Source organism: Paraburkholderia sp. EG286B (genome assembly GCF_040965655.1).
GTDB lineage: Bacteria > Pseudomonadota > Gammaproteobacteria > Burkholderiales > Burkholderiaceae > Paraburkholderia.
Genome location: NZ_JBFRCF010000009.1, coordinates 240,500 through 263,211, shown reverse-complemented (window position 1 = coordinate 263,211; position 22,712 = coordinate 240,500). Strand labels below are relative to the sequence as shown.

The window sequence follows — 22,712 nt, the reverse complement described above, 5'->3', positions numbered from 1 at the left end:
CGCATTAGCGCATGCTGCCGGTCCAGTACAGCACGTCGTCCTGACGATCGAATACGTAGACTTTCATCGCCATCTGTTCGGCGGGCGTGAGGCGGTCGAGTTCGAGGCCGAGCGTCGCGTGGGCGGGGTCGCCCGTTTCCGCCTGCACGTTGCGGATGATTGCAGTGGTTTCGATCGCCGTCGCGTTGTCGCCCGAGCGCAGCTGGAAGGCCACGCGCAGCCGCTCGCCCACCTTGCCGAGTGCCCACGCGGCGCTCACCGAAAGCCCGAGCGCGCTGATCCCGCGTGCGAGCGCCACGCCGTCATAACCCGCACCTTCCTCGCCGATGCCATAGCGCACAGGAAATTGCGCGCGCACCCGAATCGAGCGGCGTTCGCGCAGGCGGCGGATGTTGGCGGGCTTCGAAAGCACGAGGTAGTCGAGCGGCGACTGGCTGAGCGCATGCACGGTGCATACGAAGCGATAGACGGCCTGGCTCGCAATCGCGACGATCTCCACGTTTTCGCCCGGCGTGATGGCGATGGGGCGGCCGTCGACATAGGGCGTCGTCACGAAGAGTGCCTCGTTGGGCGCGAAGCCGATCAGGCGGCACGGGTGCATCGGTGCGCCGCTCGCGCCCATCTGCGGACGCAGGCCCATCAGCGCGCCGATGGTCAGGTGCATGTCGCGCGTGGTGGCGGCGGTATCGCCGATGCTAGCCGCATTCGCGGCCGTTTCGCTTTCCGCTGCAGCCTCGAGCCGTTCCCTGTCGCCGCGATGAGGCGCGAAATGCTGGAACAGAAAGTCGCGTTCCGCTTCGCCCATCAGCACCGAGCCGGCGTCGAGCAGCAGGGCGCCGTCGCGATCGACGACGGGCCAGGCGAGCGGCTCGCCGACCGGCAGGGCTTGCGGCGTGAGCGGGGCGGCTTCGGTTACAGCATCGGTTGCGGCGTCGGTGGCTTCGGCTTGAGCTTCGGTGGTCGGGTTGGTCATCGGCGCAGGCTGGGCAGTAAGCGGTTCGCGTCGCGAATTCACTTCGCGGGTTCATCTGGTTTACGGCGCCGCGGCAGGGAAATTGAGTAGGTGCCGCGATTCGAAGGCGGTTTCGCGAGCCGCAGTATGATGCCCCTGAATGCAATCTGTAATTGGCCGGCACGCGGTACGAACGGTATCAACCCAATGAGCGGAGCAAGAGGAAACGCCTCATGAAGCTCTGGACACGATGTTTGCGAATCCTCCGCCAATGGAATCGGGCGCTCATGCAGTGGGTGGGAAGCCATCCGTTCATTGTCGGCACGATGGGCTCGCTGGTCGGCGCGGCCATCGTCGCCATCGTGCTGTTGGGGCTGATGCAGCAGCGCACCCAGGCCATCGTCAGCACGCAGCACAACTCGGGCGCGCTCGTTGCGCTGATGTCGAACGACCTCGAGGCCAATTTCAGCATCTGCGACCTGTTGCTGCTCGACGCCGCCGAGAGCGCGCGCGACCCGCGCACGCAAAGCCTGCCGCCCGACCTCCGCCGCAAGCTGCTGTTCGGCCGCGTGGCGACCGGCGCGTATCTCGACGACGCGTTCTATGCCGACGCGAGCGGCCATATCGTCGAATCGCGCGACGGCCGCGCGTATCCCGGCGTCAATCTCGCAGACCGGGACTATTTCACGGCGCAGCACGAGCGCTCGGTCGGCATGTATATTTCGGACCCGATTCGCTCGCGCACGCGCGAAGGCCAATATTCGATCGCGCTGTCGCGCCGCGTGAACGAGTACGACGGCTCGTTTGGCGGCGTCGTGTTGCTCACGATGCGTCTTGCGTATTTTCAGCAGCTGTTCGACCGGCTCGACATCGACCCGAAGGGCAGCGCGTTCATCCTGCTCAGCGATGGGACCTTGCTCGCGCACCATCCCTATTCGGACTACGAAGTGGGTGCGCAGATCGGCGAGCTCGACTACATCCAGCCGATGCTGAAAAACAGTGCCGGCTCGTTCATCGCCGTGGGCGAGGCGGACGAGGTCGAACGCATTTATACGTACAAGCGCGTTCCGCACACGTCGCTCGTCGCGGTGGTCGCGCCTTCCGTGGACGGCGCACTCGACGCATGGCGCCACCGCCTGCGGATCTATGCGCCGATGGCGTTGATCTTCGGCGCGCTGATCGCGGCTTCGTCGTGGCTGCTCGCATTTTCGATGCGCACGCGGCTCGCCACGCAAAAGGAATTCGAACGTCTCGCGGTCACCGACGCGCTCACGGGCCTCTTCAACCGGCGCGCACTCGACTTGCGCATCGAATCCGAATGGCAGCATGCGAGACGCGCGGGCGAGCCGCTCTCGGTGCTCTTCATCGACATCGACAAGTTCAAGCTCTTCAACGACTTCTACGGGCATGCCGAGGGCGATAAAGTGCTCGCCGCGGTGGCCCGTGCGATACGCGAGGCCTGCCGCCGCGCGACGGACATGGTGGCGCGCTACGGCGGCGAGGAGTTCGCCGCGGTGCTGCCGGCCACGCCGATCGACGGCGCCGTGAAAATCGCGGAAGCGGTGCGCCAGCAGGTGGCGGCGCTGGGCATCGCGCACGAGCATAGCGAATACGGCACGCTGACCGTGAGCATTGGCTGCGCCACCTGCGTGCCGCACAAGAGCGATGGCGCGCAGGCGCTGCTGCGCGCCGCCGACGCGGAGCTTTACGCCGCGAAGCAGGCGGGGCGCAATCAGGTGAAAGCGCGCGAGTTCGAGGGCGCGCCACCCGACCCGCGCGACTCGCTGCCCACCCTGAAGGCGTAAGTTTCTTTTAGGTATCCTCGCGATACCAGCGCGGCGTGTAAATCCACTCGCTGCCGTCGCCGCGAGCGAACCCGCGCGTGGCCGACGACCCGACGATCACCATCGTGCGCATATCGACGTCCGCCGAACGCAGTTCGCCGAGGGTCGTCGCGCGCAGCGTCTCGCCGGGGCGGCCCACGTCGCGGCCCAGCACCACGCGCGTGTGCGGCGCGCGCACGCTGCGCACGATGTCCAGCGCGCGCTCGAGCTGCCAGGGCCGCGCGCGCGAGATGGGGTTGTAGAACGCCATCACGAGATCGGCCTGAGCCGCATGCAGCAGGCGCTTTTCGATCACCGTCCACGGCTTCAGGTTGTCGGAAAGCGACAGCATGCAGAAGTCGTGGCCGAGCGGCGCGCCGACTTGCGCCGCCGTGGCGAGCGCTGCGGAAACGCCTGGTACGATCGCCAGCTCGACGGCATGCCAGCCGGCGTCACCCGAGCCTTCGAGCGCTTCGAGCACGGCGGCCGCCATGGCGAACACACCGGGGTCGCCCGACGAGACCACGGCCACGCGCCGGCCCTCGCTCGCCATCTCGAACGCGTGGCGGGCGCGCTGCAGTTCCTCGCGGTTGTCGGTCGAGTGGCGCTGCTGGTCCGCGCGAAACGGGCCCGCCATCTCCACATAGGTGGCATAGCCGACGATATCGGTGGCGCTGTCGAGCGCGGCGCGCGCGGCGGGCGTGAGCAGGTCGGGGCGTCCGGGGCCGAGGCCCAGCACCGTGAGCTTGCCGCGCGCGCGGCCCAGCGTGAGCGGGTCGAGCGGCGCGGCCGCGCAGGCGAGGGCGACGCCGTTATCGTTCGGCGCGTAGCGCTCGACATTTGCCGCGAAGTCGAGGGCGGCGAGCGTGGCTTGCGCCGTGTTCTCCGTGCTATCGACGAAGCGCAGCGGGACGCCGAGTTCCGCTGCGGCCTGCGCGAGCGATGCATCGCGCGTGTGCGCAGCAGGGGCGACCAGTGCCGCGAGCGCGAGCGGCGCGAGGCCGTGCGCATCGAGTGCGCGACGCACATCTTCAGCAAGCGCTGCGCGTGGCGCGCCCACGGCCGCGACGATGCTGCGCGGATGAATCACGAGATCGTCGGGACTGCCGTCCCAGGCGTTCGCGCTCACGCGGATGGCATGGCGTGCCGCGACGTCGCGCGGCAGATCGACGTTTTCCAGCCACGGTGCCTGGCCGTCCACGCGTGTCGTTGCGCCCGCAAGCAGATCGGAGACGAAGCGCTTGCCTTGCGCGAGACTCGCGAGCGCGTAGCCCGCGGGCGGATTGAGCAGGCAGGTGCCGAAGCGCAATTCGCCGCTCGTGGTGATGGCGGGCGCAACCGCGAGCGCCGCGCCAATTTCGCGCGCCATGACGTTCACGCCGGTGAGTCCACCGAGCAGCGGCACGACGGCGCTGCCGTCCTCGGCGAGCGCGAGCACCGGCGGCTCCGCGCCCTTGTTGGCGAGGAGCGGTGCGAGGCAGCGGATCACGATGCCCGCCGCGCACAGCGCGACGATGGGCAGGCCGCGCGTATAGCATTCGCGCAAATGCGCGCCAAGCTCGCTGAACGCGACATCGCCTGCCACGCGGCCCTGCAGTGCATGGACCTGCGCGCCGGGGTAGAGCGCCTGCACGCGCCGCGCCGTGGCGAGCGCGCCGGGCCCGAGAATGACGATCGCGGGCGGCGTCACGACTGCCATTTCACCCCCGGTACGACGAGCAGCGAGAAGTAGGGCGAAGCCATCGGATCGACGTCGTCGAGCGGGACGATGCGCTGGTTCGCCATGGTTGCGCGCTCGACATACCGCGCGCGATGCGCGAGGCCCAGTTCGCCCAGCACGCGGCGCACCTTGTCGAAGTTGCGGCCCAGTTTCATGATGACGGCGGCGTCCGCGTCGGCCAGGCGCCGGCGCAATTCGTCCTCGGGCAGCACGCCCGAGAGTACGGCGAGGCTCTGGTTGCGGTAGACGAGCGGCACGCCCAGCACCGCCGCGCCGCCCAGCATCGAGCACACGCCCGGCACGACTTCGGCCTCGTAGTGCGCGGCGAGCCGGTCGTGCAGATACATGTACGAGCCGTAGAAGAACGGATCGCCTTCGCAGATCACGGCCACGTCGCGTCCGGCGTCCAGATGGCGCGCAAGCATTTGCGCCGCGCCGTCGTAGAAGTCGGCGATGATCGCTTCGTACGAGAGCGGCGGTTCGAGCGCTTCGGTCGTCACGGGGTACACGAGCGGCAGGCGTTCCTGCTCCGCTTCGAGATGGGCCTCGACGATGCCGAACGCATTGCCTTTCTTGCCCTTCGCGACGAAATACGCGACCACGGGCGCGGCCTTGAGCAGGCGCAGCGCCTTGAGCGTGAGCAGTTCGGGGTCGCCGGGGCCGACGCCAATGCCGTGCAGACGTCCTTTGCGGATCATTTATTCGGTCTCCGAAGCGAGTGCGTTGACGGCGGCGGCGGCCATCGCGCTGCCGCCGCGGCGGCCGTGCACGACGACGAAGGGCACGCCGTGACTTTCGGCTGCGAGCTGCGCCTTGGACTCGGCCGCGCCGACGAAGCCGACGGGAAAGCCGAGGATGAGCGCGGGGCGTGGGGCGCCGGCGGCAATCATGTCGAGCAGATAAAAGAGCGCGGTGGGCGCATTGCCGATCGCAACGACGCTGCCTGCCAGATGCGGCCGCCACAGTTCGAGCGCGGCTGCCGAGCGCGTGTTGCCGATCTCGCGCGCGAGATCCGGGACGGCGGGATCGTCGAGTGTGCAGATCACGGCGTTGTCCGCGGGCAAGCGCGCGCGCGTCACGCCATAAGCGACCATTTTCGCGTCGCAGAGAATCGGCGCGCCGCCCGCGAGCGCGTTGCGGCCCGCCATGCCCGCGCCTGCGGAAAACGCGAGGTCGGCGGCCACGTCGACCATGCCGCATGCATGAATCACGCGCACGGCGAGTTTTTCGAGGTCGGCGGGAATGCGCGAGAGGTCGGCTTCGGCGCGGATCGTCGCGAACGACTCGCGATAGATCGCCTGGCCGTCGCGAATGTAATCAGACATCTTGGGTACTCCGGGGCCGCTGCGCGAGTGCCAGCGCGGCGGCTTCGATCGTCAGGCTGCGCGCGACGAGCCGGCCGAAGCCGCTTTGCGTATCGTCGCGCTGGTACAGGTCGTAGTGGTCGGGGGCGCTGGCGAGCAACGTGAACGGCGCGCAATGCGCGGCCGCGCAGGAGCGTTCGCAGCCGCTCAGGTGGGCTTCGGCGCCGGGCGGCAGCAGGGCGGCGAGGCGCTGGGCGTCGGCTTTCGTGTCTGCGCTGCTTTTCGCACATCCGGTCGAGCCCGTGCACGCGATGAGGCGGGCGAGCGGGTCGGCGCGCGAGACGATCAGGCCGAGCGCGTGCAGGCGTTCGAGCGCGGCGGGCATGGCGTGCGCGGGCACGTTCGGCAGCAGCACGCCTTGCCATGGCGTCACGCGCAGCGTCGCATCGCCCGAGTCTTCCGCGAGTGCGGCGAGTGCGCGCAGCGTTGGCGCGTCGATACGGCCGAGCGCGGGCTGCGCGCCCACGTAGCCGCTGCCGTCGGCGTGCAGCGCGTGCGCGCCGAGGCGCAAGCCGGCGGGGCTCGGCGCGCGGCGCCACGCGTGCAGCGTGGCGTCGTCACGCGTCAGCGCGCATTCGCCATGCTGTTGCGCGCGCTGCAGCAGCGCATCGAGCGAATGAGTGGCGAGGACGTCGCGCATGCGGGTGGCGTCCGCGTCCGCGAGATCGAGGAACGCATGCAACAGCGCGCGCATCGATGCGCAAACGTCTTCGGCCGCGAGCGTGCCGACTGGCTGCGCCGTGGGGCAACCTGCGAGCCCCAGCGCGAAGCGCACCGTTGCGCCATAAGGCAGCGCGGCGAGCCAGATGTCGTGCGGATGCTCGAGCATCGCCACACGCTCGCCGCCGTCCAGTTGCAGCGCGAACTTGGGCGAGAGCGCGGCGAGGCGTGGCTCGCGCTGCATCATGTCGATGAGCGCGGCGGCGAGTTCCGTCGTGTCGCACAACGCGTCAGGGTCGAGGCCCGCGAGCGGGCTCAGCATCACGTTGCGCAATTCGTCGGCGGCGCACGCGCGCTCGACCGGGCTCGCGGCGTCGATGCCGGCGGGGCCGAGGCCCGCGCCGATCAGCGCAGCGCTCAACGCCGCTTCCTCGCCCGCGAGCACGCCGCGAATCTGCACGTTCGCGCGATTGGTCAGTTCGAGCACGCCGCTCGCGTGCGTCGACGCTGCGTCGGCGAGGGCGCGCGCCCGCACGGCGCTCAGCATGCCGCCGGGCAGACGGATGCGGCACAGGCCGCCGTCGCGCGCCGCGACCACGCGCACGAGCCCCGGGCACGCCGAGGGGCGGAGCACGGCCAATGCGGCAGCGGGCGAGACGGGCTTCGTTTCGTGTTTCAAGGGAATACCGGGTAAGCATTGCGCGGCAACGGCAGCGATATCGGTACACCCCGCCCGATATGGGTTCGCGCGAACAGTCGGCCGGCAGGTCTCCTGGCTCACAGGTCGTCGACCGCATCGGCCTTCCCGGTAATACCAGTGGCTCAGGTGGATGCGGTCTCGCTGCTCACAGTCGCGAGGGCGGCCACAGCTTGCTGTGTTCCCTGATTGCGATCCGGAGTTAGCGCTTTAGCGCTGACTCTGGTCTCACGCAAAGTTGCCTTAACGGCGCCGGCGGACACGGTATTATGCCCGTTTTCGCGCGTGCTCCGCCCCATGATCGGGCTGCGGGCCCGTGGCGGCGTAGAGAAACAGGCAACAAAACAGGCAACGGCGGGAGAACGCATGCAGGGCAAGCAGGCATGGCTGACGGTGGTGGGCATCGGCGACGACGGCTACGCGGGGCTCGGGCGCGACGCGCGGCGCGCGCTGTTCGACGCGGCCATCGTGACGGGCGGCGAACGCCATCTCGCGATGCTGCCCCCACGCGTGCGTGCGCGGCGCGAGGCGTGGCCGCAGCCGTTCAGCGTGGAGGCGCTGCTCGCATACCGCGAGTCGAATGCGTCCGTATGCGTGCTCGCGAGCGGCGACCCCATGCTGTTCGGCGTGGGCGCGACGCTCGCGCGCCGCGTGCCGCCCGGTGAAATGCGCGTGCTGCCCGCGCCGTCGTCGCTCTCGCTCGCGGCGGCGCGCATGGGGTGGGCGTTGCAGGATACGGCGATGGTCTCGCTCGTCGGCCGTCCGCTCGATGCGCTGCGCCGCCATCTCTACGCGCGCTCGCGCGTGCTCGCGTTGAGCGCGGACGGCCGCACGCCCGCGGCGCTTGCCGCGCTGCTCGCCGAAGCGGGCTTCGCCGCCACGCGTCTTGCCGTGTTCGAGCATCTGGGCGGCCCGCTCGAACTCCGCATCGAGGGCCGCGCCGATGCGTGGCACGTCGAACAAGCCGCGGCGCTCAATCTCGTCGCATTCGAATGCGAAAGCGATAGTGCGCAGACGCCCGCGCGCGGCTGGACGCTCACGCCCGGCCTTCCCGACGACGCCTTTCGCCACGACGGTCAGATCACGAAGCGCGACGTGCGCGCGCTCACGCTCGCGCGTCTCGCGCCGACGCCCGGCGCGCTGCTGTGGGACGTGGGCGCGGGCAGCGGCTCGATCGGCATCGAGTGGATGCGCTCGCACGCCGCCTGCCGCGCGATCGCGATCGAGGCGCACGCCGAGCGTCAACGCTTCATCGAGCACAATCGGGCGGCGTTGGGCGTGCCGGCTTTGCAACTCGTCGCGGGCCGCGCGCCCGACGCGCTCGCAGGACTCGCCGCGCCCGACGCGGTCTTCATCGGCGGCGGCGTGACCGTACCCGGCGTGCTGGACGCATGCTGGGCGGCGCTCGCGAGCGGCGGGCGGCTCGTCGCGAACGCGGTGACGTTGCAGAGCGAAGCGGCACTAGTGGCATGGCGCGCACAGCACGGCGGCACGCTCACGCGCATCGGCATCGGCGAGGCGCAGCCGCTGGGCGGCTTCGACACCTGGCGTCAGGCGTTGCCCGTCACGCTTTACGAGGCGGTCAAGCCATGACGGCGCGCATCCTGCTGCTCGGCGGCACCGGCGATGCGCTGGCGATCGCGCGCACGCTCGGCCCGCAGCACGTGTACTCGCTCGCGGGCCTTGGCCGCGTGCCCGCCGATCTCGCCTGCGCGGTGCGAGTGGGCGGCTTTGGCGGGGCAGAAGGGCTCGCGCGCTTTCTCGCCGACGAAAACATCGCGCTCGTTTTCGACGCCACGCATCCCTATGCCGCGCAGATCAGCGCCAACGCGGCGCGCGCATGCGCGGCGGCAGACGTGCCGTACTGGGCGCTGCGGCGTGCGCCGTGGCAGCCGCAGCCCGGCGACGACTGGCGCATGGTAAGCGGCTGGGCTGGGGTAGTCGAGGCGATTGCGCCGTTCGCGCGCCCGCTCTTCACGCTCGGGCGCGAGCCGCTCGCGCATCTGAGCGAAGTGCCGCCGCAGCAGCACTGGACGATCCGTTGCCTCGAAGCGCATCCCGGCCACGCCCGCGCATGCATCATCGATGCGCGCGGGCCATTCACGGAAGAAGGCGAGCGCGCGCTCTTTACCGAGGCGCGCACCGACGTCGTGGTCAGCAAGAACAGCGGCGGCGCCGCGACCGAAGCGAAGCTCGCCGTCGCGCGCGAACTGGGCTTGTCGGTGGTGATGATGCAGCGCCCGCCGCTGCCCGACGCGCAACGTGAATTCACGTCGGCGCAAGCGGCAAGCGACGCGCTCGCGAACCCTATTCAGCGGAGTTTCCACGCATGACCGTTTTCTTCATCGGTGCGGGGCCGGGCGATCCTGAACTGATCACCGTGAAGGGCCAGCGCCTTGTGCGCAGCTGCCCCGTCATTCTCTACGCGGGCTCGCTCGTGCCGCCGGCCGTGCTCGAAGGCCACCGCGCGCATAAGGTGGTGGACACGGCGCCGCTCAAGCTCGACGAGATCGTCGCATTGCTCGAAAACGCGCATGCCCAGGGCTTCGACGTGGCGCGCGTGCATTCGGGCGACCCGTCGCTCTATGGCGCGATCGGCGAGCAGATCCGGCGCTTGCGCATGCTCGGTATTCCTTATGAAGTCGTGCCCGGCGTGACCGCGACCGCTGCGTGCGCGGCGGCGCTCGGCAGCGAACTCACGCTGCCCGGCATTTCGCAGACGCTCATCCTGACGCGCTACGCCACCAAAACGTCGATGCCCGAAGGCGAGCAGCTAGGCGACCTCGCGCGGCACAAGGCGACGCTCGCGATTCACCTGGGCGTGCGCCATATCGCGCGCATCGTCGACGAATTGCGGCCGCATTACGGCGAAGATTGCCCGGTCGCGGTGATCTATCGCGCGAGCTGGCCCGACGAGGAACGCGTAACGGGCACGCTCGCGGACATCGCGCAGAAGGTGCTGGCGACTGATATCGAGCGTACGGCGCTCATTCTCGTGGGGCGCGTGCTCGCGGCGGAAGGGTTTGCGGATTCGACGCTGTATGGGGCGCAGAAGCGCTAAGGCTACGAAAGCGCGCGCAAGTGCGCCCGCAGCTTGTCCACCTCGCCCTCGGCGAATTCCTTTTCGATTTCGGCATGCGTTTGCTGCCAGAGCGGAAACGCCGCGTTGAGCAGCCGATGCCCCTCGTCCGTGAGGCTCAGCAAGCGGCTGCGCTTGTCTTCCGGGTCCTGCTCGATCACGACGAGACCGCGCCGCTCCAGCGGCTTGAGCGCGGCCGTGAGCGTCGTGCGGTCCATGGCCAGCAGCGACGCCACGTCTTTCATGCCGGGCGGATGCGGCCGGTTCAGCGACATCAGCAGCGAAAACTGCCCGTTCGTGAGATCGAGCGGCCGCAGCACGTCGTCGAAAATGCGCGCGAGATTGCGTGCCGCCCGCTGCATATGCAGACACAGGCAGCAATCGCGCACCAATAGCGTGGTTTCGAAGGGAAGTTTCTTTGCGCGTGCCATGTTGCAATTATGTTGATATCAACCTATGCTGTCAAGGCCGGATGAGCGACATGCCGTTGCTCCCGTTTTCAGACCAGCAACCAGACCAGCAGTTGGAGGACACATGAGCGATCAGAAACTGTTTCTCGCTGTTTTTCTCGGTACCAAAGACAACGCGCGCATGAAGGGTTGGGCGGCGCTTTCCGAAGCGGATCGACACGCAAAGGAAAAGGAGGGCATAGCGGCCTGGCACGCGTGGGTCGAAAAGCACAAGGCGTCGATCGTCGATATGGGCGGCCCGCTCGGCAAGACCAAGTCGATTGGCGAGCATGGCATCGCGGATACGTCCAACGCGCTAACGGGCTATACCGTGCTGCGTGCCGCATCGCACGAAGAGGCCGCGAAGCTGTTCGAAGGGCACCCGCATTTTTCGATTTTTCCGGGCGAGGGCGTCGAAGTGATGCCGGTTCTGCCGATTCCCGGTGTCTGAACGGAGGCGCGCCATGAAACTCTACGGCTTTGCCGGCACCCGTTCGCAACGCGCGCTATGGGGCCTCAAGGAAGTCGACGCCGATTTCGAATTCATCTCGGTCAATCTGCTCGCAGGCGAGCACAAGCGGCCGGAATACCTGCGCATCAATCCCGCGGGCAAGGTGCCCGTGCTGATCGACGGCGACCGCGTGATTCCCGAATCGGCTGCCATCGTGCTGTATCTCGCGGATAAATATCCTGAGAAGGCGCTGTTGCCAGCGGATCTCGACGAACGGGCGCAGGCGTATCGCTGGACCCTGTTCGCGGTCACCGAGCTGGAGCAGCCGCTCTGGAGAATCACGCGGCATTCGTTCCTGTATCCGCCGGAAAAGCGCAGCCCCGCCGAAATCGAACTCGCGCGGGAGGACTTCAGGACCATGGCCGCGGTGCTCGAAAAGCATCTCGAAGGACGCGAGTTCATCGTCGGCAACCAGCTTTCGGTCGCCGACTGCGTGACGGTGTATCTGATGGACTGGGCCAACGAAGTGCAACTGCTGGACGGCTTCCCGCGTTTGCAGGCGTATCTCGAACGCCTCTACGCGCGACCCGAGGCGCCGCAGCGCATAGCCGAAGCGCGCAAGGCGGCATAAATGGAAAACGGCCCAACCGGATCACGCCGATTGGGCCGCCTCGCTATCGCGTTACGCCATCTCAATGCGCCCGCGCATGCTCATGATCCACATGCGTGCGCGGCTGCGTCACCGTGCTCACCACCACGAGCACGATCACGTTCACGAACAGCGCAAGGAAGCCGATGTTGACGTCCTTGAGCGCGTCCGGCGCGAACGGAATCAGCTGAGCCACGCTCACATGCGTGAGCGTCGTGGCGATCACCACGAGCACGCCCGCCACGATGCCGCAGAACGCGCCTTGCTTCGTCACGCGATTGTGCGCAAAGAGGCTGCACACCAGCGCCGGGAACAGCTGCGTGACGAAGTTGTAGCCCATCAGCAGCAGCGCGACGATGGTGTCGCCGCCCTTGAGCGTAAAGCCGACCGCCACGAGCGCGATTACCGGCACGAAAATGCGCGCGAGCTTCGCGACTTGCGCGTCGTCCGCGCTCTTCGAGAGTGCGCCGCGATAGACGTCGTTGGCGAGCAGCGTCGAAGCCGTGGTGAGGATCATCGAGCCCGGCACGAGTGCGGTGAGCACGCCCGCAGCGCCGATGACGCCCACGAACCACGGATCGAACGTCTGCAGCGCGAGACGGAACAGCGAGAGGTCGATGTCGGAGCCCTTGAGGCCCGGCACCTTGAGCACGGCCGCGAAGCCGCAGAAGAACACGAACAGCAAAATGAGTTGATAGAGCGGCAGGATCATCGCGTTGCGGCGGAAGATGCGCTCGTTCTTCGCGGTGTAGACCGACATGAACGTGTGCGGCCACATGAAGAAGCCCAGCGCCGTGAGCAGCACGGTGGACTGGAACCACGTCACGCTCTGGCCTCGCGCCGGGAACGTGAGGAAGCCGGGCTTGGCGGCGTCGATGGCGCGGAACATCTCGCTCAGGCTGCCATAGTGGTGGATCGGCAGGTAAATGCCGAGGAACACGGCAATGGCGAGAATCATCGTGTCCTTCACGACCGAGTTCCACGCGCAGCCGCGCACGCCCGAAACGATCACGTAAGCCGTGACCACGGCCGCGCCGATCCAGATCGCCGCCGTGGAGGAGATCGCGCCATAGGAGGCCGTCGTCACGATGATGCCGAGGCCCTTGAGCTGCAGGACGAGATACGGCACGAGCGCGAGCACGCCCACGCACGCCACCAGCACGCCCAGCGCGGGGCTCTGGTACTTGCGCGCGAAGAAGTGCGGCTGCGAGACGAGCCGGTGCTGCTTGGCGAAGCGCCATACGGGCGGCAGCATCCAGTACGAGAGGATGTATGCAAGCGTGCCGTAAGCCAGAATGTAATAGACGGGCGCGCCCTTGCCATAGGCGAAGCCGCTGCCGCCGAGGAACGTGAAGGTGGTGTAGATCTCGCCCGCCATCAGCAGGAACACGAACGCGGTGCCGAAGCTGCGGCCGCCCACGGCCCACTGCTCGAGGTTCATGTCGTGCCCGCGGCGGGCGCGCATGCCGAGGTAGAGCGCGACGAAGGTCATCGCCGCGATGATGATGAGGGCGCTCATGATCGCACCTCCGCATCCGCGTCGCCCGAAAGCCGGTTGACCGGGTCGAGTCGGTAGACGATCCCCATGATCACCGCGGCCAGCACGACCCACATGACGATCCACGCGAGCACGAGCGGCATGCCGAGCACGAGCGGCTCGGTGCGATTGACGAACGGCACCCCTAACAGGATGCCGATAAAGGGCAAGGCAGCGAGCAACCGCAGTGACATGGCAACTCCTCTTTCATATAAGAAGAAAAGAAACGTCGCGTCGGGGTGCGAGGCCACTCACTCTATGCTTGTGAACGCGCCCCGTAAAGCTGCCAAAAATACTGAAGGACTTGCCGTAAAGTTTGGTGCAATGCGCCATTTTCGGGGGCATCGAGCGACATCGATCCGGCACGCGTGACGCCGATCCGGCTACACTTCTGGCAGCCCGGCGCGCTTTTTGCGCATGCCCTTAACGGATCGACTCCATGATCGAGAGCCTGATTTCAGACATCCTGTTCGGTTTCACCGGACTCATCAGCATCATCAATCCCTTGAGCGGTGCTTTTGTTTTTCTCGATCGCACCACGACGCTTACCGACGAAGAGCGGCGCCTGCTCGCCAAACGCGTGGCGATCAACGCGTTCTTCGTACTGGTCGGGGCTTTTTTCGTCGGCACGCCCATCCTGCATTTCTTCGGTATTTCAATGGAAGCGCTGCGTATCGGCGGCGGCCTCGCCGTAGCCGTGGCCGGCTGGCAAATGCTCAACGCGCCCGAGCCGGAGCCGCCCGCGGTCGATCATCCGGTCAAGCCCGTGAGCGCGAGTTCGGCTTCCGGCAAGGCCTTTTTTCCGCTGACCATTCCGCTCACCACCGGCCCGGGCTCCATCGCCACGGCCATTGCGCTGAATGCCAACCGCACGCACAAGCTTTCGGCGTGGCTGCTCTCGAGCTTCGCGTCGCTCGTGATCTCCGCGCTCGTCATGCTCGTGATCTATTACGTATACAGCCGCGCTGCGCGGCTTTCGCAGTACCTGGGTGTGGAAGGCACGCGCGTGGCCATGCGCGTGTCGTCGTTTCTGCTCCTGTGCATCGGGGTGCAGATCATACTGACTGGCCTGACCGGCTTTCTCACGCCGATCGCCGACCTGCGCGCCGCGAAGTAGCGGCGCTGTCAATCGGGCCGGCGTACACAAGCGTTCTCACGCGAAGGAGACCATCATGTGCCGCTGGCTTGCGTATAGCGGGAACCCCGTGCAACTCGAAACCGTGCTATTTCACGCACGGCATTCGCTGATCGACCAAAGCCTGCATTCCACCAAAGGCGCGACCACCACGAATGGCGACGGCTTCGGCATGGGCTGGTATCAGGACCCGCACGACATTCCCTATCGCTACCGCAGCGTGCATCCCGCCTGGAACGACCGCAACCTGCGCGAGCTGGCGCGCGCGGTGCGTGCGCCGATGTTCGTCGCGCACATTCGCGCGGCCACGCATACGCCGGTGCAGGAAACGAACTGCCATCCGTTTCGGCACCGGCGCTGGATCTTCGCGCACAACGGCCTGATCCGCAGCTATCCGCTGATGCGGCGCGATCTGTTGGTCGCGATCGATCCGGGGCGCTTCAATGCGCTCGAAGGGTCGACGGATTCGGAAACGATGTTCTATCTCGCGATGACATTCGGCCTTGAAGTCGATCCTGTTCTTGCGCTGGAACGCATGGCGGGTTTTGTCGAGGCAACCGCGCAAAAGCATGGCGTCGAGCCGGCGCTCAACATGACGGTTTGCGCATGCGACGGCGAGCAGATCGTCGCCGTGCGGTATTCGAGCGAACGCAATTCCCGCTCGCTTTATCACACCACGGCGTTCCGGCATCTGCGCGAACTGTATCCCGACGACCCGCGCATCATCGCGGCCGGCGACGACGCGTATCTGCTCGTTTCCGAGCCGCTTGGCGATGCGCCCGATGTATGGGCCGAAGTGCCGGAATCGACGGCTATTGTCGTGCGCGGGCCCGAGGTCGAATACCGGCCGTTCGCACCTATCTCACCTTAAGGCACCGTAACTTAAGGGCGCGATAAGTCGACCTCACGCGCTGCGGCGCCTTTGCCTTGCCGCCGCGAGCGCGAGCACCTCGTCGAACAGCGTGACGTCCACGGGCTTCACGAGGTGCATCTCGAAGCCCGCTTCGTGCGTGAGTTCGATGTCGGCGGCCTGGCCGAAGCCCGTCATCGCGGCGAACAGCGTGTGTTTGAGCGGCGGCAGCGCGCGCAGGGCGCGCAGCGTTGCATAGCCGTCGATCTCCGGCATGGCGATGTCGATGAGCGCGGCGTCGGGCGTGAAGCCGTCCACTTCCTCGCACGCGTGGGCGGCGCTGTAGGCCACGCGCACGTCGTGCCCTTTGAGTTCGAGCAGCATGGCGAGGCTGTCGGCCGAGTCGCGGTTGTCGTCGACCACGAGCACGCGCAGCGGCGGCACGCCGGCTTCCGCCAGCGCGGCAAGCTCGGTGGTGTCCGGCGTGAGCGGCGCCGGCTGCACCGCGTGCGCGCTCTCGCGCGCGAACGGCAGGCGGATCGTGAACGTGCTGCCTTTGCCGGGCCCGTCGCTCCTCGCGGAGATGGTGCCGCCATGCAGCTCGACGAGCGAGCGGCACAGCATGAGGCCGATGCCGAGCCCGTTTTCCGTGGGCCCCGGCATCGAGCGGTCCTGGCTGAAGAGGCCGAAGATCGACTCGTACGTGCCGGGCCGCAGGCCACGGCCTTCGTCGTGCACCTGGATCTGCACGGCGCGCGCGGCGGAACGTACGTCCACGACGATGCGGCTGCCGTCGGGCGAGAACTTCGAGGCGTTGTGCAACAGGTTCTGCAGCACCTGCACGAGGCGCGTGTGATCGCCCGTCATGGTGAGCGTCGCGTCGGGCATCTGCACGTCCACGTGCTGGCCGCGTGCCGAGGTGAAGGGCTGCGCCGCGTCGATGGCGTGCGCGACCACTTCGTGCAGGTCGAGCGGCGCCTCGCGCAACTCGATCTTGCCCGACGTGATGCGCCCGACGTCGAGCAGGTCGTCCACGAGCCGGGTGAGGTGCACGATCTGGCGGTCGATCATTTCGCTCGCTCGCTCGATCTCGGGGCTCGGCGCATCCATGAGGCGCATCGTGGCCACGGCGTTGCGCACCGGCGCGAGCGGGTTGCGCAGTTCGTGCGCGAGCAAGGCGAGGAACTGCTTCATCTGCTCGCTCGAATGCTCGAGTTCGTCGGTGCGGCGGCTTTCGGTCATGTCGCGCGTGACCTTCGCGAAACCCGTGAGGCGGCCGTGGCCGTCATGCACCGCGGTGAGCGTGACGTTGGCCCAGAACATCGAGCCGTCCTTGCGCACGCGCCAGCCCTCGGTCACGACCCGGCCCAACTCCTTCGCGCGGCGCAACTCGCGCTCGGGCTGACCGGCGGCGACCTCGTCGGGCGGATAGAACACGGAAAAATGCTGGCCGACGATCTCGGCCGGGCGGTAGCCCTTCAGGTTGGTCGCGCCGGTGTTCCAGCTCACCACGTGGCCCTGCGGATCGAGCATGAAGATCGCGTAGTCGCTTACGCTTTCCACGAGCAGGCGAAAGCGCTCTTCGGAAAGGCGCAGTGCCTCGACCTGGCGGCGCTCGGCGGTGAGGTCGCGCGTGACCTTGGCGAAGCCGGAGAGCGAGCCGTCGCGCTCGCGCAGCGCCGTGATGACGACGTTGGCCCAGAACGTCGAGCCGTCCTTGCGCACGCGCCAGCCTTCGTCGTTGAAGCGCCCGTGCAGCGCGGCCTGCTCCAGCTCGTGATCGGGCCAGCGGCGCGCGTTGGCGTCGTCGGTGTAAAAACGCGAGAAGTGCTGGCCGATGATCTCGTGCGCTTCATAGCCCTTGATGCGGGCCGCGCCGCGATTCCAGCTCACGATGTAGCCGCGCGTGTCGAGCAGGAAGATCGCGTAGTCCTCGATCGGCTCCACGAGCGCCTCGAAGCGGCGTTCGTGGTGGCTTTCGGTCGCGGTGTCGTGCGGGGCGATGCCGGGGTCGGGCGTCGTCATGGTCCTCGGGTCTGTCATGGGGCCTGTTCACAAGTTTGACAGGCTCTGGCCTCTTGAATGGACGTCCCGCGCGCAGCGGGCGCCGCAGCTTACCACGCGCGCTGCCCCGAGCGGTCGTACTTTTCGGCCATTGCCGGAATGCCTGCGCGCACGTGGCGTTCCGCGCGGCGTACCTGGCGGGTGAGCAGTACGACGTGGGGCGGCACCACGCGGCGCGCGCGCAAGGTCCAGAACGCGCCGCGCAGCAGCGCCACGCCCGCGGGCCCGAGCGAGCGCTGGCGGGCGAACACGGCGAGCGCACGGCCGGTCGCCGCGATCGCATCGCGCGCGGGCAGGCGCATCCATGCCACCCAGGCGGTGTTGCGCGCGAGCGCGCATTGCTGCGCGCGCGTGAACCAGCGGTAAAGCGGCTCGCGATGCGCGAGCGCCTGCTCGCAATAAACGATCTGGTGGCCGGCCGACAGCATGTCGAGCGCGGCCAGCTCCTCGGCGCCGCCGTGCGAAAGCCGCTCCTCGTAGCCGCCGAGCGCGCGGAACACGGCTGCGCGGAAAATGCACGCGCCGGCCATGAAGTTCGCGAGCCCCGGCCCGGCCTCGCCTTCCGCGCCCGGCGATGTGGCGGCGAGCATCAGGCAGGCGGGGTGAATTTCGCGCTCGTCGCCGCTCACCACGCGCGCGTTGAGCACGGCCACCTGCGTGTGGGCGTCGAGCAGCTGCGCCGCGCGTGCGAGCGCGCCGGGCGCGAACCAGGTGCTGTCGTCGCAGCACGCGACATAGTCGGTGCGCGCGAGCAGCACGGCGCGATTGAAACCGGCCATGCCGTGGTCGCCCAGCGACTGGACGATGCGCACCTGCGGAAAGAGCGACGCCAGCAGGGAGACGGTGGAATCGGTGGAGCCGTTGTCGGCCACGATGACGTCGGGGTGTTCGGGAAGGGCGGTGAGGCGCGCGACGGTATCGATGATTTGACGCACGTGATTGCGCGTGAGGACGACTACCGTCACGCGTGGCGCGCTGGGAGTTCCGGGGGCAGGGGCGGAGTCGTTCATCGCAGCAGGCGGCGGGAGCCGGCCGGTGAGTTGTCGAATTGACCTATGTCAGCATACGCCGATGGCGCGCGACATGCAGTACATGGCGTGCGCCAGTGGCGGGGCGGCGCAGCGGCGGTGCTGCACTGCACAGCCGGGAACTGCGCAATTTTCGCGCCGCGTCCGGCGGCGCGCGCGATCAACCCGATTCGCGGCTCGATCCGCCGCTCAATCGCGCGCGCAGACTTCGTCGAGGTGGCCGAGCAGGTCGGCGGGATCTTCGTACACGCGCAGCGCGCCCGCGCGTTGCAGTTCCTCGGTGCCGTAGCCGCCCGACTGCAGGCCGATGCCGAGCGCGCGGCAGCGCTGGGCCGCGAGCATGTCCCAGACGCTGTCGCCCACCACGAGGCAGCGCTCGATCGGCACGTTCAGCCGCAGCGCCGCGGCGACGAAAAGATCCGGGTCGGGCTTGGCGTGGCGCACTTCGTCACGCGTGACCACGGTCGTGACGGACGGGTCCACGCCGAGCGCCTGCAAGTTCACGGACGCCGTGGCGAGCCGCCCGCTCGTGGCGATCGCCCAGGGCACCTGTGCGGCGCTGAGCGCGTCGAGCAGCGCGCGAGCGCCGGGCAGCGGACGCACCTTGTCGGCGTGGCGGCGGTAGGCGTCGGCGTGTAGTTTTTGCAAGCGCGCGATGCGCTCGGGCGCGATCGACTCGTGGGCCTCGTGGGTCTCGCGCAGCAGCTGGTTCATGAAGAGGCCGCCGCTCATGCCGATGCGACGGTGAATGCGCCACACCGAAAGCTCGATGCCGTCCGCGTCGAGCGCTTCCTTCCATGCGAGCACATGCTGATACACGCTGTCGACGAGCGTGCCGTCGAGGTCGAACAAAAAGGCCGTTTCGTTGCGCATGGGGGGCTCCTGTTGCTACACGACGATTACGCGGTGGTGGCGCAAAAAGTGTACGCCGCGCGGCGACGGCGTGCGCCGCGGAGGGCGCGCGGCGTCGCCTCAGGGCGCGCTGGCCGCAGACGCGTCGGACGCCGCCGGTGCGCCTTGCGCGGCGCCCGTCTGCGGATACAGCTGCAGCAGCACGCGCAGCACGCCGTTGGTCCATCCAAAGCCGTCCTGCAGCGGATATTCGCCGCCGCCCGCCGACGAGGCCTTGGTGGCCGACGCGCTCACGTCGTACTTCTCGACGAGCTTGTGCGTGCGGGTGTAGTAGGCGAGATTCGTGGTGATCCAGCGCGTGGCGATTTCCTGCGCGAGGTCCTGCTCGCCATAGCGGCGCAGCCCCATGACCGCGAGATATTGCAGCGGCGCCCAGCCGTTCGGCTCGTCCCATTGCTGGCCGGTCGCCACCTGGGTGGTGGCGAGGCCGCCGGGGCGCAGCAGTCCGGCGCGCAGCGCGGCGGCCACGTCCTGCGCCTGGGCTTTCGTCGCGACGCCCGCATAGAGCGGGTAAACGGTCGCCGCCGTGAGCCGGTGCGTGAGCGTATGGTGCACGAAGTCGTAGTCGCTGTACGCATGCAGTTGCGGGTCCCACAGCACGCGGTCGATGGCGTCGGCGCGTTGTTGCGCGCGCTTCGTCATCAGCTCGGCCTCGCGCGCGTCGCCCTGCAGGCCGTAGGCCTTCGCGAGCGTGCGTTCGAGGATCACCATCAGCGAATTGAGGTCGACCGGCGCGAGCGAGGTCACGTCGATGGTCGAGAGCGTGTGGCCGTCGGCGAGCCAGCGCGAGCTGTAGTCCCAGCCCGTTTCCGCGCCCGCGCGCAGGTTGCGCCAGAGGTCCGAGGCGTCGCGCTGCGGCGTGGCGCGCGCGGTCAGGATGTCCTCGCGGTACGACTCGTCGCGCGGACGGTTGCGCGCGTCCCAGTAGCGGTTGAGCAGCGTGCCGTCGGGCAGGCGCACGAGGTGGCGCGCGACGTGGCCGGGCTTGAGCGTCTGCGCGCCGGCCATCCAGTAGTCGTATTCCTTGCGTAGTTGCGGCAGGTAATGGAGGTACACGGCGTCGCCGTCTTTCTGCGCGACGAGGCTCACCATCTGCGCGAAAAACGGCGGCTGCGAGCGGCTCAGGTAGTAGGTGCGATTGCCGTTCGCGATATGGCCGTAGCGGTCGATCAGCGCGGCGAAGTTGTTCAGCTCGTCGAGCGCGAGTTCGTGGCGGCCGCTCGCTTCCAGGCCGAGCATGATGAAGTACGAATCCCAGTAGTAAATTTCGTTGAAGCGCCCGCCCGGCACGACGTACGCAAAAGGCAGCGGCAGCAGCGACGAATACGGATTCGGCTTTGCGTCGGGGCGGCGGCTCAGCACGTTCCAGAGCGTGTCGATGTGGCCGACGACATCCTGGTTCGGATCGGAGACGTAGTGGTCTTCGGTTTGCGCCGGGGCCGTGAAGGACTGGTTCACGAACTGCGTGAGCGCGGCCTTGCGCGCGGCGTTGTCGTGCAGCCCTGCGTGCTGCTGGCGCCAGCGCTCGTAGCCCGCCGTGATCTGGCTCGGGCGCTCGTTGGGCAGCATGTCGGCAAACGTCTTGCTGTCGGGGAAGATCTGTGCGAGCTGCACGTCGTGATAGAGGCGGCCGTAGAGGTCGGCGGGTGTGGCGGGCTGGCTTTCTTTTACCGCGTCATGCTGAGCCGGCGAGCGAACCGGCTTTGCCGATCGCGCCGGCGTTTGTAATTCCTGCGCGGCGCCGGGCGTGCTGGCGGAGGCTGCGGCGTCGGCGGCCTGGGCGGTTTGCGCGAGCGGCCAGGCAAGGCACAACGCGGCGGCGAGCGTGGCGGCAAACGGGATGGGGCGGGATTTCGTGGTGGATTCGGGCGTGCGGGAGCGGAACGGGAAAGACATGGCCTTGATGTTTTTGATGGGCGAAGAGCGCGCCCGCGCGAACCAGGAGCGCAGGCGAAGCGTGTCCAAGAGCAATTTCCGTTCCGCGCAGCGGGCTGGCGAGGCGGCTGGCAACTGCGTCGCTATTCGAAATCGGGATAGTGCATATTCTTCATATCGCGTTGCGCGATAACGGGTGCAGCGGCGAAACTTGCGAAAAATCAATTCAAGCAACGCCGCATCAGGAGACATCTCATGCGCACTCAGGTTGGTATCATCGGCGCCGGGCCCGCGGGCCTGCTTCTTTCCCATCTTCTGCATTTGCGTGGCATCGACTCGGTCGTGCTCGAGCTGCGTGGCCGCGAGCAGATCGAATCGACCATTCGCGCCGGCGTACTCGAGCAAGGCACGATGGATGTGCTCACCGAAGCGGGCGTCGGCGCCCGCATGCAGGCCGAAGGCGCGCTGCATCACGGCTTCGAACTCGCGTTCGAAGGCAAGCGCCGGCGCATCGATCTCACGGGCCTCACGGGCAAAGCCATCACCGTCTACGCGCAACACGAAGTGCTCAAGGACCTCGTGGCCGCGCGCGTGGCCGCGGACGGCAAGCTCTTCTTCAATGTCTCGGACACGTCGATTCACGGCGTCGACACCAGCACGCCGTCGATCCGCTTCATGCACGAAGGCGAGGCGCACGAGCTGCACTGCGACTACGTGATCGGCTGCGACGGTTTCCACGGCGTATCGCGCGCCTCGATTCCGGCGGCGTTGCGCCAGGACTACGAGCGCGTGTTCCCCTTCGGCTGGTTCGGCATTCTCGTCGAGGCGCCACCCACCTCCGACGAGCTGATCTACGCGCGGCACGAGCGCGGCTTCGCGCTCGTCAGCACGCGCTCGCCGAACGTGCAGCGCATGTATTTCCAGTGCGATCCGAAGGACAACGTCGACAACTGGTCCGACGATCGCATCTGGGCCGAGCTGCACGCGCGCGTCGATTCGCGCGAAGGTCACCAGGTGCTGGAAGGCAAGATCTTCCAGAAAAACATCGTGGGCATGCGCAGCTTCGTTACGACCACGATGCAGCACGGCCGCCTCTTTCTCGCGGGCGACGCGGCGCACATCGTGCCGCCGACCGGCGCGAAGGGCCTCAATCTCGCGGTGGCGGACGTGCGCGTGCTGACCGCGGCGCTGGTGGCGTTCTACCAGGAAGGCCGCACCGATCTGCTCGACGGCTACAGCGAAACGGCGCTGCGCCGCATCTGGCGCGCCGAGCACTTCTCGTACTGGATGACGCGCATGATGCACCGCCTCGACGACGCCACGCCGTTCGAGCAGCGCCTGCAGGTTGCGGAACTGGAGCACGTCACCACGTCGCGCGCCGCCGCGACGGCGATGGCCGAAAACTACGTGGGCGCGGTTGCCGTGTGAGGTAAGCGCAACGCATGAAACGGCCGCGCGAGTCCCAAA

General features: G+C 67.7%; 21 protein-coding genes and 1 riboswitch. Of the genes, 9 read left to right on the top strand and 12 right to left on the bottom strand.

Annotated features, from left to right (window positions below):
* Positions 1-4: 4 nt before the first annotated feature.
* Entirely contained in the window at positions 5-973 is a 969-nt protein-coding gene (locus AB4Y42_RS21390; RefSeq protein WP_368695258.1) for a flagellar brake protein, read from the bottom strand.
* A gap of 266 nt (positions 974-1,239) precedes the next feature.
* On the opposite strand from AB4Y42_RS21390, the gene AB4Y42_RS21385 reads away from it, so the two are divergent.
* A complete protein-coding gene (locus AB4Y42_RS21385; protein WP_368689670.1) occupies positions 1,240-2,757 on the top strand; it encodes a diguanylate cyclase in 1,518 nt (505 codons plus the stop codon).
* Positions 2,758-2,764: 7 nt separating this feature from the next.
* Here the strand turns inward: AB4Y42_RS21385 and cobJ are convergent, their stop codons facing one another.
* The 4 genes from cobJ to cobG are packed head-to-tail and all read right to left on the bottom strand — an operon-like array spanning position 2,765 to position 7,198.
* Positions 2,765-4,474, bottom strand: coding sequence for a precorrin-3B C(17)-methyltransferase (cobJ, locus tag AB4Y42_RS21380; protein WP_368695257.1), 1,710 nt, complete (start codon positions 4,472-4,474; stop codon positions 2,765-2,767).
* Positions 4,462-5,193, bottom strand: coding sequence for a precorrin-2 C(20)-methyltransferase (locus tag AB4Y42_RS21375; RefSeq protein WP_368689672.1), 732 nt, complete (start codon positions 5,191-5,193; stop codon positions 4,462-4,464). Before AB4Y42_RS21375 ends, cobJ begins: the two co-directional genes overlap by 13 nt.
* Entirely contained in the window at positions 5,194-5,820 is a 627-nt protein-coding gene (locus AB4Y42_RS21370; protein ID WP_368695256.1) for a precorrin-8X methylmutase, read from the bottom strand.
* The gene (gene cobG / locus AB4Y42_RS21365) at positions 5,813-7,198 is read right to left on the bottom strand and encodes a precorrin-3B synthase (RefSeq protein ID WP_368695255.1); all 1,386 of its coding nucleotides are present in this window, start codon (positions 7,196-7,198) and stop codon (positions 5,813-5,815) included. The genes AB4Y42_RS21370 and cobG overlap by 8 nt, the downstream gene beginning before the upstream one ends.
* 65 nt (positions 7,199-7,263) lie before the next feature.
* Positions 7,264-7,452: riboswitch (cobalamin riboswitch) on the bottom strand.
* Between the two features lie 130 nt (positions 7,453-7,582).
* Here cobG and cbiE point away from each other — a divergent pair.
* From cbiE to cobM, 3 genes are read left to right on the top strand one after another with little or no spacing between them, the layout of a single operon-like run.
* Complete coding sequence (gene cbiE / locus AB4Y42_RS21360) at positions 7,583-8,809, top strand: precorrin-6y C5,15-methyltransferase (decarboxylating) subunit CbiE (protein ID WP_368695254.1); 1,227 nt, start codon at positions 7,583-7,585, stop codon at positions 8,807-8,809.
* Positions 8,806-9,549: a cobalt-precorrin-6A reductase gene (locus AB4Y42_RS21355; protein ID WP_368695253.1), complete on the top strand. Its 744-nt coding sequence runs from the start codon at positions 8,806-8,808 to the stop codon at positions 9,547-9,549. The genes cbiE and AB4Y42_RS21355 overlap by 4 nt, the downstream gene beginning before the upstream one ends.
* Positions 9,546-10,277 (top strand): precorrin-4 C(11)-methyltransferase, encoded by a 732-nt coding sequence (gene cobM / locus AB4Y42_RS21350; protein ID WP_368695252.1) that lies wholly within the window; start codon positions 9,546-9,548, stop codon positions 10,275-10,277. The genes AB4Y42_RS21355 and cobM overlap by 4 nt, the downstream gene beginning before the upstream one ends.
* A gap of 2 nt (positions 10,278-10,279) precedes the next feature.
* On the opposite strand, the gene AB4Y42_RS21345 is transcribed toward cobM, so the two are convergent.
* Positions 10,280-10,726 (bottom strand): MarR family winged helix-turn-helix transcriptional regulator, encoded by a 447-nt coding sequence (locus tag AB4Y42_RS21345; RefSeq protein WP_368695251.1) that lies wholly within the window; start codon positions 10,724-10,726, stop codon positions 10,280-10,282.
* A gap of 103 nt (positions 10,727-10,829) precedes the next feature.
* Here AB4Y42_RS21345 and AB4Y42_RS21340 point away from each other — a divergent pair, with 103 nt between their 5' ends.
* Both AB4Y42_RS21340 and AB4Y42_RS21335 read left to right on the top strand, forming a co-directional pair.
* Positions 10,830-11,195: a hypothetical protein gene (locus AB4Y42_RS21340; RefSeq protein ID WP_368689677.1), complete on the top strand. Its 366-nt coding sequence runs from the start codon at positions 10,830-10,832 to the stop codon at positions 11,193-11,195.
* Between the two features lie 13 nt (positions 11,196-11,208).
* Positions 11,209-11,826: a glutathione S-transferase family protein gene (locus AB4Y42_RS21335; protein ID WP_342922571.1), complete on the top strand. Its 618-nt coding sequence runs from the start codon at positions 11,209-11,211 to the stop codon at positions 11,824-11,826.
* A 61-nt stretch (positions 11,827-11,887) separates the two neighbouring features.
* Here AB4Y42_RS21335 and AB4Y42_RS21330 read toward each other — a convergent pair whose 3' ends face one another.
* Together AB4Y42_RS21330 and AB4Y42_RS21325 are read right to left on the bottom strand one after the other, a co-directional pair.
* The gene (locus AB4Y42_RS21330; protein ID WP_368689678.1) at positions 11,888-13,363 is read right to left on the bottom strand and encodes a sodium:solute symporter; all 1,476 of its coding nucleotides are present in this window, start codon (positions 13,361-13,363) and stop codon (positions 11,888-11,890) included.
* Positions 13,360-13,575 carry a DUF3311 domain-containing protein gene (locus AB4Y42_RS21325; RefSeq protein ID WP_368689679.1) on the bottom strand — a complete coding sequence of 72 codons (216 nt, stop codon included), beginning with the start codon at positions 13,573-13,575 and terminating at the stop codon, positions 13,360-13,362. Before AB4Y42_RS21325 ends, AB4Y42_RS21330 begins: the two co-directional genes overlap by 4 nt.
* A 245-nt stretch (positions 13,576-13,820) precedes the next feature.
* Between AB4Y42_RS21325 and AB4Y42_RS21320 the strand changes: the two genes are divergently transcribed.
* Positions 13,821-14,498 carry a MarC family protein gene (locus AB4Y42_RS21320; RefSeq protein WP_069266235.1) on the top strand — a complete coding sequence of 226 codons (678 nt, stop codon included), beginning with the start codon at positions 13,821-13,823 and terminating at the stop codon, positions 14,496-14,498.
* 55 nt (positions 14,499-14,553) lie between these two features.
* Positions 14,554-15,387 carry a class II glutamine amidotransferase gene (locus AB4Y42_RS21315; protein ID WP_368689680.1) on the top strand — a complete coding sequence of 278 codons (834 nt, stop codon included), beginning with the start codon at positions 14,554-14,556 and terminating at the stop codon, positions 15,385-15,387.
* Positions 15,388-15,420: 33 nt separating this feature from the next.
* Here the strand turns inward: AB4Y42_RS21315 and AB4Y42_RS21310 are convergent, their stop codons facing one another.
* From AB4Y42_RS21310 to treF, 4 genes are all read right to left on the bottom strand, one after another.
* On the bottom strand, positions 15,421-17,391 hold the full coding sequence (locus AB4Y42_RS21310; RefSeq protein WP_368695250.1) for a PAS domain S-box protein: 1,971 nt from the start codon (positions 17,389-17,391) through the stop codon (positions 15,421-15,423).
* Positions 17,392-17,480: 89 nt separating this feature from the next.
* Positions 17,481-18,395 (bottom strand): glycosyltransferase family 2 protein, encoded by a 915-nt coding sequence (locus AB4Y42_RS21305; protein ID WP_368695249.1) that lies wholly within the window; start codon positions 18,393-18,395, stop codon positions 17,481-17,483.
* A gap of 252 nt (positions 18,396-18,647) precedes the next feature.
* Positions 18,648-19,331, bottom strand: a complete 684-nt coding sequence (locus AB4Y42_RS21300; protein ID WP_368689683.1) for an HAD family hydrolase — start codon at positions 19,329-19,331, stop codon at positions 18,648-18,650.
* Positions 19,332-19,430: 99 nt separating this feature from the next.
* Positions 19,431-21,266 (bottom strand): alpha,alpha-trehalase TreF, encoded by a 1,836-nt coding sequence (treF, locus tag AB4Y42_RS21295; RefSeq protein ID WP_368695324.1) that lies wholly within the window; start codon positions 21,264-21,266, stop codon positions 19,431-19,433.
* Positions 21,267-21,500: 234 nt separating this feature from the next.
* On the opposite strand from treF, the gene AB4Y42_RS21290 reads away from it, so the two are divergent.
* Complete coding sequence (locus AB4Y42_RS21290) at positions 21,501-22,673, top strand: 4-hydroxybenzoate 3-monooxygenase (protein ID WP_368695248.1); 1,173 nt, start codon at positions 21,501-21,503, stop codon at positions 22,671-22,673.
* Positions 22,674-22,712: the final 39 nt, after the last annotated feature.